The organism is Glaesserella australis, from assembly GCF_003260095.1.
Classification (GTDB): domain Bacteria; phylum Pseudomonadota; class Gammaproteobacteria; order Enterobacterales; family Pasteurellaceae; genus Glaesserella; species Glaesserella australis.
In genome coordinates this window covers 1-8,425 of the sequence record NZ_PTPX01000016.1, presented here as the reverse complement: position 1 = coordinate 8,425, position 8,425 = coordinate 1, and the positions used below count along the sequence as shown (strand labels likewise).

General features: G+C 41.4%; 7 protein-coding genes. 1 reads left to right on the top strand and 6 read right to left on the bottom strand.

Going from position 1 to position 8,425, the window contains the following annotated elements:
- Window positions 1–99 precede the first annotated feature (99 nt).
- From tyrA to clpB, 6 genes are all read right to left on the bottom strand, one after another.
- Window positions 100–1,221, bottom strand: coding sequence for a bifunctional chorismate mutase/prephenate dehydrogenase (gene tyrA / locus C5N92_RS08250; RefSeq protein WP_111750375.1), 1,122 nt, complete (start codon window positions 1,219–1,221; stop codon window positions 100–102).
- Between the two features lies 1 nt (window position 1,222).
- Window positions 1,223–2,284 (bottom strand): 3-deoxy-7-phosphoheptulonate synthase, encoded by a 1,062-nt coding sequence (locus C5N92_RS08245; protein WP_111750374.1) that lies wholly within the window; start codon window positions 2,282–2,284, stop codon window positions 1,223–1,225.
- A gap of 42 nt (window positions 2,285–2,326) precedes the next feature.
- Window positions 2,327–3,361: a glycosyltransferase family 9 protein gene (locus tag C5N92_RS08240; protein WP_111750373.1), complete on the bottom strand. Its 1,035-nt coding sequence runs from the start codon at window positions 3,359–3,361 to the stop codon at window positions 2,327–2,329.
- A gap of 9 nt (window positions 3,362–3,370) precedes the next feature.
- Window positions 3,371–3,709, bottom strand: a complete 339-nt coding sequence (locus C5N92_RS08235; protein ID WP_181015880.1) for a TusE/DsrC/DsvC family sulfur relay protein — start codon at window positions 3,707–3,709, stop codon at window positions 3,371–3,373.
- Between the two features lie 93 nt (window positions 3,710–3,802).
- Window positions 3,803–4,465, bottom strand: a complete 663-nt coding sequence (locus C5N92_RS08230) for a Bax inhibitor-1 family protein (RefSeq protein ID WP_111750372.1) — start codon at window positions 4,463–4,465, stop codon at window positions 3,803–3,805.
- 117 nt (window positions 4,466–4,582) lie between these two features.
- The gene (gene clpB / locus C5N92_RS08225) at window positions 4,583–7,159 is read right to left on the bottom strand and encodes an ATP-dependent chaperone ClpB (protein ID WP_111750371.1); all 2,577 of its coding nucleotides are present in this window, start codon (window positions 7,157–7,159) and stop codon (window positions 4,583–4,585) included.
- 377 nt (window positions 7,160–7,536) lie between these two features.
- Here clpB and C5N92_RS08220 point away from each other — a divergent pair, with 377 nt between their 5' ends.
- The gene (locus C5N92_RS08220) at window positions 7,537–8,211 is read left to right on the top strand and encodes an OmpW/AlkL family protein (RefSeq protein WP_111750370.1); all 675 of its coding nucleotides are present in this window, start codon (window positions 7,537–7,539) and stop codon (window positions 8,209–8,211) included.
- Window positions 8,212–8,425: the final 214 nt, after the last annotated feature.

Sequence of the window (8,425 nt, the reverse complement as noted above, 5' to 3'; positions counted from 1 at the left end):
ATTTCAAAAAGTAGGCTTAAAGCCTTGTACTATAAGGCTTTAAGCTACTTTTTAGCAACAATTTTGTCTATTATGCCTAAGTTACTAGACCTTATTTTTTTAACCTCTCAAATCGTTTGCTTGTTGCAACAAGTTTCTACTCTCTTTCAAGAATTGTTCTGAATAATCGCCAAACCAGTGATGAACATTTTCAAAAGCATCAATAAAGCCTTGCTTATCATTTTGTTGGAAAAAGGACAAACTTTGCTGAAAACTTTTCTGTAGCGACTCAATCACGGCTAAATTTTCAGGTTTATCCGCAATAATTTCTGCGTAAAGTTTCGCATCTTGTGCAAATAAACGCCCGATCATCGCGAGTTCTAAACGATAAATTGGCGATGAAAGTGCAAGTAATTGCGGTAATCTGACCGCTTGTTGCGATAAATGTAAGCCATAAGCAAAGGTTGAAAAGTGACGCAACGCCTGAATATAGGTCATTGCGTGGTCGTGTTCTGGCGCATCAATCTCTTCAATTTTAGCGCCCCAAATTCGCATTTGATCTAATAACCATTGATAACACTCGCTAAATCGCCCGTGACAACAAGCGATCACTTGTTTAGCAAAACTTGCAATATCAGGACCGAACATCGGGTGTAAACCCACCACAGCCCCTGAATGTACTTCTAACATTTTTGCTAAGGGTTGAGCTTTAACCGACGTAAGATCGGCTAGGATCATCTGTTCGGTTAAATATGGCTGTAAACGTTCTATCGTCTCTAGAGTATTGGCAATAGGCACACAAACAACCACTAAATCTGCCCCTGCCATTATCTGCTCTACCCTATTCCAATCATCACGATCAAGCCGTTCTACAGGATAACCCGACAGTTCAAAATAACGGCTAAATAAACCACCAAGCTTACCACGACCGCCCACCACAACAATCTTTTTCACTTGTTCATTGGTTGCCTTAAAGCCGTGTTTATTTTCGTTAGCGTAGGACTCTCGCATAATGCGACGCAACACATCTTCTATTAAATCGGCTGGAATGCCTTGTGCTTCTGCTTCTTGACGACGAGCGGAAATCATCGTAGCTTCACGTTCAGGCGCATAAATGGGAAGCCCATGTTGATGTTTAATTTTGCCGACTTCCGCCACAAGTTCAAGGCGTTTTGCAAGCAATTCAATTAATTGTTTATCGACTTGATCGATCTGTTCACGAATAGGGTTTAACGGGTTCATATTACTTTCTTAATGTTTCCGCAAAATGTGTTAAAAGCGTTTCTGTTGTCTGCCAATCAATGCAAGCATCGGTAATAGAAACGCCATACTGCATCTGTTCAAAAGGCTGTTCTGAAGATTGGTTTCCTGCAAAAAGGTGGCTTTCAATCATCAAGCCGATAATGGATTGATTGCCTTCTACTAATTGTTGTAACACATTTTCAGCAACCAATGGCTGGCGACGATAATCTTTGTTTGAGTTACCATGGCTACAGTCAATCATAATGGCTTCAGGCAAGCCTGCTTTGCGTAATGCCTGCTCACACTCTGCGACATAAGACGCTTCAAAATTAGGCGCTTTTCCGCCACGTAAAATGACATGCCCATCAGGATTCCCTTTCGTGTGTAAGACGGTCACTTGACCTTGTTGATTAATACCAATAAAACTATGTCCCATGGCAGACGCTTGCATTGCATTAATCGCCACGCCTAAATTGCCGTCGGTACCATTTTTAAAGCCCACCGCCATAGATAAGCCTGACGCCATTTCTCTGTGAGTTTGAGACTCGGTGGTTCTTGCACCAATCGCAGACCAGCTAAAGAGATCCGCCAAGTACTGCGGGCTAATCGGGTCTAACGCTTCTGTCGCTAAGGGTAAGCCAAGTTCCGCAAGATCAAGCAATAATTTACGAGCTATGCGCAACCCTTTTTCCACATCAAAAGTACCGTTTAAGTTAGGATCGTTAATCAAGCCTTTCCAACCCACTGTCGTTCTCGGTTTTTCAAAGTAAACTCGCATGACAATGTAAAGTTTATCTGACACTTGTTCCGCTAAAACCTTTAATTTTTTTGCATATTCCAACGCAGAAACAGGATCGTGAATAGAGCAAGGACCAATCACAATTAACTGACGTTTATCACGTTTATGAATGATATCTGAGATTGTTCTTCTTGATGTTTCAATTTGTTTACGCAGATGTTCAGGTAACGGGAATTCTTTCTTTAAGCCATTTGGTGTCAGTAAAACCTTCTCGTCGCAAATATTGACGTTATGTAAACTATCCTGATTAACAACAGTGTTCATTTTTATTTCCTTTGAATGTAAAAAAATCAATACAAAGCTAATTTACATCGTAATTTGCAAAGTTTCAATCATTTTTTGCTTCACTTGCTCTACGCTAATTCGGTTCATCAACCCTTCCCCTTTAGCACTCGTTGCCCAAGGTAGTTGATCCCAAGGTTTCCCTCGACTTTCTAACACCGCCTGATCGTAAACGGAAATCACCTTATCCAAATCTCGATAAGGCCCTGTACGGCGTGGGTTATGAATTGCATATAAACCAATAACTGCGGTATCTTGAGTAGTTGCAATGTGGGCGGGGCCTGAATCGGAAGAAAGCACTAAATCAGCTTGACGAATCAATGCAGCAAGTTGTTTTAAATTCGTTTTCCCTGCAAGATTAAGGCAATTCGGCGCAAGTTGTTGAATTTTTTCGACGGTTTCCATCTCATACGGCGATGGTGAACCCACTAGAATTACATTAATATCGTTCGCTAGCGCAAATTGGGCGAGCTGCCCGTAATTTTCAGGCGACCAGTCTTTCTCTTTCTTACTTGAACAAGGGGCAATAACGAGATTCTTTCTTTGTTTATCAATAAATTGTGAACTGTAAGCGAGATCTGCTTCACTCACAGGCAAATGCCACGTTGCCGTTAAATCTTTCACCCCAATCGCTTTGGCAAACATCATCTGCCCATCTAGAACGTGTGGAGAAGTGGTTTGTTCTACTTTTTGATTGGTAAAGAGCCACTGCCCTTCCCTTGCTCTGTCACGGTTAAATCCGACTTTTTGTTTTGCACGAATGCCGAGAGATAAAATAGAAGCCCTCAATGCCGTTTGCAAATTTAAGAGATAATCAAACCGCTTGTGACGCAACTGTTGCCACAACGCCCAAATCCCTTTCCAACCCATTTTTTTGTCATAAGGCACTAAAGTTACATTTGGAATACCGTTCATCAACATCGCTTCGGTTTTACCAATGATCCACGTGATCTCGGCTTGGGGATATTGGCGCTGAATGGCTTGTACCACCGCAAGTGTATGGCAGACATCACCAATTGCCGAAAGGCGTAAAATACAAATGGATTGTGGGCTATGCATATTTCGCTCCTATAAACATTTTGCGGGCTTTGGTAAGCCTGCAATTTTAGTTGCCTGTTTAGCTGGGCCTTCAGGAAATAAGCGTTGTAAATAACGGCTACTACCCTTTTCTTCGCCAAATTTCTGTGACAACGCTTTGACTAGCATACGAATAGCAGGAGATGTTTTATACTCTTGATAAAAATCTCTGACAAAATAAACAATCTCCCAATGGGCTTCACTGAGTTCAAGATTATCTTGTTGGGCAATAATGACCGCCAATTCAGGCGACCAATCATCTAAATTTTTTAAATAGCCGTGTTCGTCGGTGGGATATTGTTGATTATTTAATTCAATAAAATGGATCATAGTTTAAGTGACATCTGTAACCACGATAAATTTAGGGCGGGGATAAACCCCGCCCCTACGAAAAATAAGCGTTCTAACTATATTAGCTTAAAGTTAATCATCGCTACCTAAAACACCAAAAAGCTGTAACAAGCTAACGAATAAGTTATAGATAGAAACATATAAATCAACGGTTGCACGAATGTAGTTAGTTTCGCCTCCGTGAATGATGTTACTTGTTGCAAATAAGATTGCACCTGTTGAGAACACCACAAAAAGAGCGCTGATCGCTAAACTTAATGCAGGCATTGCTAAGAAAATATTTGCCACAATACCGACCAATAACACCACAAATAACGCAATCATCATACCTGAAAGGAATGACATATCACGTTTAGTGGTAAGCACATAAGCAGAACAGCTAAAGAACACTAACGCTGTCGCACCTAACGCAAGGGCAACCACATCGCCTAAACCATTACTGATATAAGCATTCAAAATTGGTCCTAAGCTATAGCCTAAAAAGCCTGTTAACGCAAAGACGCTGGCTAACCCTGCGGCACTATTTGCCGTTGCATTGGTTAAGAAAAGTAAACCATAAAAGCCCACTAACATTCCCCACCAAGGTAAACGTGGTAAGTTAAGCGCCATCGTCACAGACGCAACAACGGCAGAAAATGCGAGTGTTAACGCTAAGAGAAAATAAGTATTACGTAACACTTTATGTGTGCTAAGAAGGGATTCACTTCGTGTGGAAGTGACTAAACGATCTTGCATAGAATCTCCTATAAGTAAATGGTGTTTTTGTATTTAAAACGTTCACAAATTAGCGGTAAATCACTGAAAAGTCAATGAATTTCACAAAACAAAAGGGCGTATTATACGCCCTTAAGATTATTGTATAGCGACAATCCGTCCATCTTGATAATCCACGGTCACAGGACTATTCGGTAGTAATTTACCTGATAAGATCTGCTGAGCCAGTGGGTTTTCAAGGGCTTGTTGAATAGCACGTTTTAGTGGCCTTGCCCCAAATAGCGGATCAAATCCTGCTTCGCCGATATGATCTACCGCCGCATCTGTCACCGTCACGTCATAACCACGTTCTGCCATACGTTTAATTAAACGCTCAAGCTGAATACGGGCAATGGCACGAATGTTGGCTTTATCAAGCGGGTGGAACACCACCGTTTCGTCAATACGGTTGATAAACTCTGGGCGGAAATGTTGCCCAACCACATTCATCACGATCGTTTTCATTTCATCATAGCTCATATTTTCCGCATTTTCTTGAATTAAATGGGAACCTAAGTTTGATGTCATAATCACCACTGTATTACGAAAATCCACCGTGCGACCTTGTCCGTCAGTCAAACGCCCGTCATCAAGCACCTGCAATAAGATGTTAAACACATCAGGGTGAGCTTTTTCCACTTCGTCCAGTAGCACAACGGAATACGGACGGCGGCGAACGGCTTCGGTTAAATAACCGCCTTCTTCATAGCCCACATAACCTGGGGGCGCTCCCACCAAGCGAGAGACGCTATGTTTTTCCATAAATTCAGACATATCAATTCGCACCATTGCATCTTGATCGTCAAACAGGAAGTTTGCCAACGTTTTGCACAGCTCCGTTTTCCCTACGCCCGTTGGACCTAAGAACAAGAACGAACCAATTGGGCGATTTGGGTCGGACAATCCTGCTCGGCTACGGCGAATCGCATTTGCCACCGCATCGACCGCTTCACTCTGCCCGATCACTCGCTGATGTAACACGTCTTCCATTCGTAGCAATTTCTCTTTTTCGCCCTCCATCATTTTCGACACAGGAATACCCGTAGCTTTAGATAACACTTCGGCGATCTCTTCATCGGTCACTTTGGTGCGAAGTAGCTGATTTTCACCGCCCTCTTCTTCACGTTTCACCGCCTCTTGCAACTGTTTTTCTAACGCTGGAATTTTGCCGTATTGCAACTCGGACATCTTCTCAAAATTATTTTCACGGCGAGCCTGATCCATTTCAATGCGAGCATTTTCTAGCTCCGTTTTGATATGTTGCGTGCCGAGCAACGCCGATTTTTCCGCTTTCCAAACTTCTTCTAACTCCGCATATTCACGCTCACGAGCGGTCAGATCTTCGTCTAATTTTGCAAGACGTTGGCGACTTGCCTCATCTTCTTCTTTTTGCAACGCTTGACGTTCCAACTTAAGCTGAATAATACGGCGTTCTAGCTTATCCAACGGCTCTGGTTTTGAGTCGATTTCCATACGCAAACTTGATGCCGCTTCATCAATCAAATCAATCGCTTTGTCAGGCAACTGACGATCAGACACATAGCGGTGCGAAAGGGTTGCTGCCGCCACAATCGCTGGGTCGGTGATCTGCACGTGGTGGTGAATTTCGTAACGCTCTTTTAGCCCACGCAAAATCGCAATAGTATCTTCAACCGTTGGCTCGTCCACCAACACTTTTTGGAAACGGCGTTCAAGGGCGGCATCTTTCTCAATATATTGACGATATTCGTCTAACGTTGCTGCCCCAACGCAATGCAACTCACCACGAGCAAGGCTTGGTTTGAGTAAATTGCCTGCGTCCATTGCCCCGTCCGTTTTGCCTGCCCCGACCATTGTATGAATTTCATCAATAAACAGGATCACCTGCCCCTCTTCTTTGGCAAGCTCATTCAACACCGCTTTCAACCGCTCTTCAAATTCGCCACGATATTTTGCCCCTGCAATCAACGCCCCCATATCAAGGGATAACACACGCTTGTTTTTCAAGCCCTCAGGCACTTCACCATTGACAATGCGTTGAGCTAAGCCCTCCACAATCGCCGTTTTCCCCACGCCTGGTTCACCGATTAACACAGGGTTATTTTTGGTACGGCGTTGCAACACTTGCACCGCACGGCGAATTTCTTCATCACGCCCAATCACAGGATCAAGCTTGCCTGCTTTGGCACGTTCAGTTAAATCAATCGTATATTTTTGCAAGGCTTGTCTGGTTTCTTCTGCGTTTTGATTATGCACGGTTTCCCCTCCACGAATTTGCTGAATAGCAGCGGTAACTTTCTCTTTAGTTAAACCCAAATTTTTCAACAACTTGCCCAAATCGCCATTATCTTCAAGGGCAGCAAGCACAAATAGCTCCGATGAAATAAAGCTGTCGCCAAACTGTTGAGAGAGCTTATCACATTGATTTAACAGGCGAAAAAGCTGTTGTGACGGCTGTGTATTATTTCCACCTTGCACTTGTGGCAAGCGATTAATAATGCTCTCAAGCTCACTGATTAAACGGTTCGGCTGCACGTTTAAACTCGTTACAAGCGGCGTGATCGAGCCGTCATTTTGCTTAAGCAACGCCAACATCAAATGTGCTGGCTCAATGTAAGGATTGTCCTTGCCAACGGCTAAAGATTGTGCATCGGCAATGGCGGATTGAAATTTACTGGTAAATTTATCGATATTCATAGTTTCCTCTAATTCTGTAGTTAAATTGTTCTGACTTCGAGATAACTCTCGCTTGACGAAACTATAAATTGGGATTGTCAAGGGGATTTCAAGCAAAAATGTGAAAAAGATCACAAATTTTTTACTCTTAGGCGTTTCTTTTGATTCTTCTTAAGCTCGTTGCTTATTATCTATAAATAAGTCATTAAGATAGTGAATTTGTTTTATATCAAATTTGGATAGTTATATAGTGATAAAAATGATAGCTACTTGATAAGAAAAATCATGTTTTTTTGATATTTATCAACAAATATCTTTATATAAATTTTTTACAATATTTCACGTCGAGTAACACTTTTGTTACTTTTTAATCAAACGCAATACATAAGGATTACAAAATGAAAAAAAACGTATTAGCTATGTTATTAGGCTGCACATTAATGACAGGTAACGCACTAGCTCATGAAGCAGGAAGTACTCTTTTCCGTGTTGGTGGTATCGTTGTTGATGCAAATTCAAGTTCAACAACGACAACTCCAAATAAAGCTGTTGATGTTAACTTAGATGTTAATAATAACGCTCAACTTGGTCTTACTGCTACTTATATGCTAACAGATAACCTTGGTATTGAATTATTAGGCGCAACACCATTCTCTCATAAAGTTGCAGCAACTGTACCTGGAATTGGTGCTTTAGGCGATGTGGTTAAAGTCAAACATTTACCACCAAGTCTCTATCTACAATATTATTTCCTAGATAAAGATGCAGGTTCAAGACCTTATATTGGTGCAGGTTTAAACTATACTCGTTTCTTTAATGCTAAAGCATTAAATCCAGCAGTAAGTAACTTAAAAGTGAAAAAACATTCATTTGGCCCAGTTATTAATGCTGGTATTGATATTAAATTAAGTAAAAATCTCTACTTAAATACAGCATTATGGTATACCAAGATCAAAACAAAAGCGAACTTTACCACTACAGGCGTTGGTGGTGATGGCGTAGTACTTAATCACGAAGTTAAAATTAAATTAGATCCTATTGTCTACTTCGCAGGTATCACTTATAAATTCTAAGACATATAGACAGAATAGTTGCTGACTTTGAATAGCATGAAGAATGTAATCATGGCTATAACCCAAGAAGTGCAGCATAGTTGTCTAACATAGTCATCATTAAAAGAGCAACCTTGATCGGTAAAGATCATATTATTGGCATAGTAGACAAAATTGTTGCTGAACCGTCAAAAACTATGCCATGTGGACAAAATTGTTGCTAATGTTTATTTTT

Coding starts and splice junctions, on each gene's coding strand:
- clpB (WP_111750371.1), bottom strand. CDS start 7,159: ATGAATATCGATAAATTTACCAGTAAATTTCAATCCGCCATTGCCGAT.
- C5N92_RS08240 (WP_111750373.1), bottom strand. CDS start 3,361: ATGCATAGCCCACAATCCATTTGTATTTTACGCCTTTCGGCAATTGGT.
- C5N92_RS08220 (WP_111750370.1), top strand. CDS start 7,537: ATGAAAAAAAACGTATTAGCTATGTTATTAGGCTGCACATTAATGACA.
- C5N92_RS08235 (WP_181015880.1), bottom strand. CDS start 3,709: ATGATCCATTTTATTGAATTAAATAATCAACAATATCCCACCGACGAA.
- C5N92_RS08245 (WP_111750374.1), bottom strand. CDS start 2,284: ATGAACACTGTTGTTAATCAGGATAGTTTACATAACGTCAATATTTGC.
- C5N92_RS08230 (WP_111750372.1), bottom strand. CDS start 4,465: ATGCAAGATCGTTTAGTCACTTCCACACGAAGTGAATCCCTTCTTAGC.
- tyrA (WP_111750375.1), bottom strand. CDS start 1,221: ATGAACCCGTTAAACCCTATTCGTGAACAGATCGATCAAGTCGATAAA.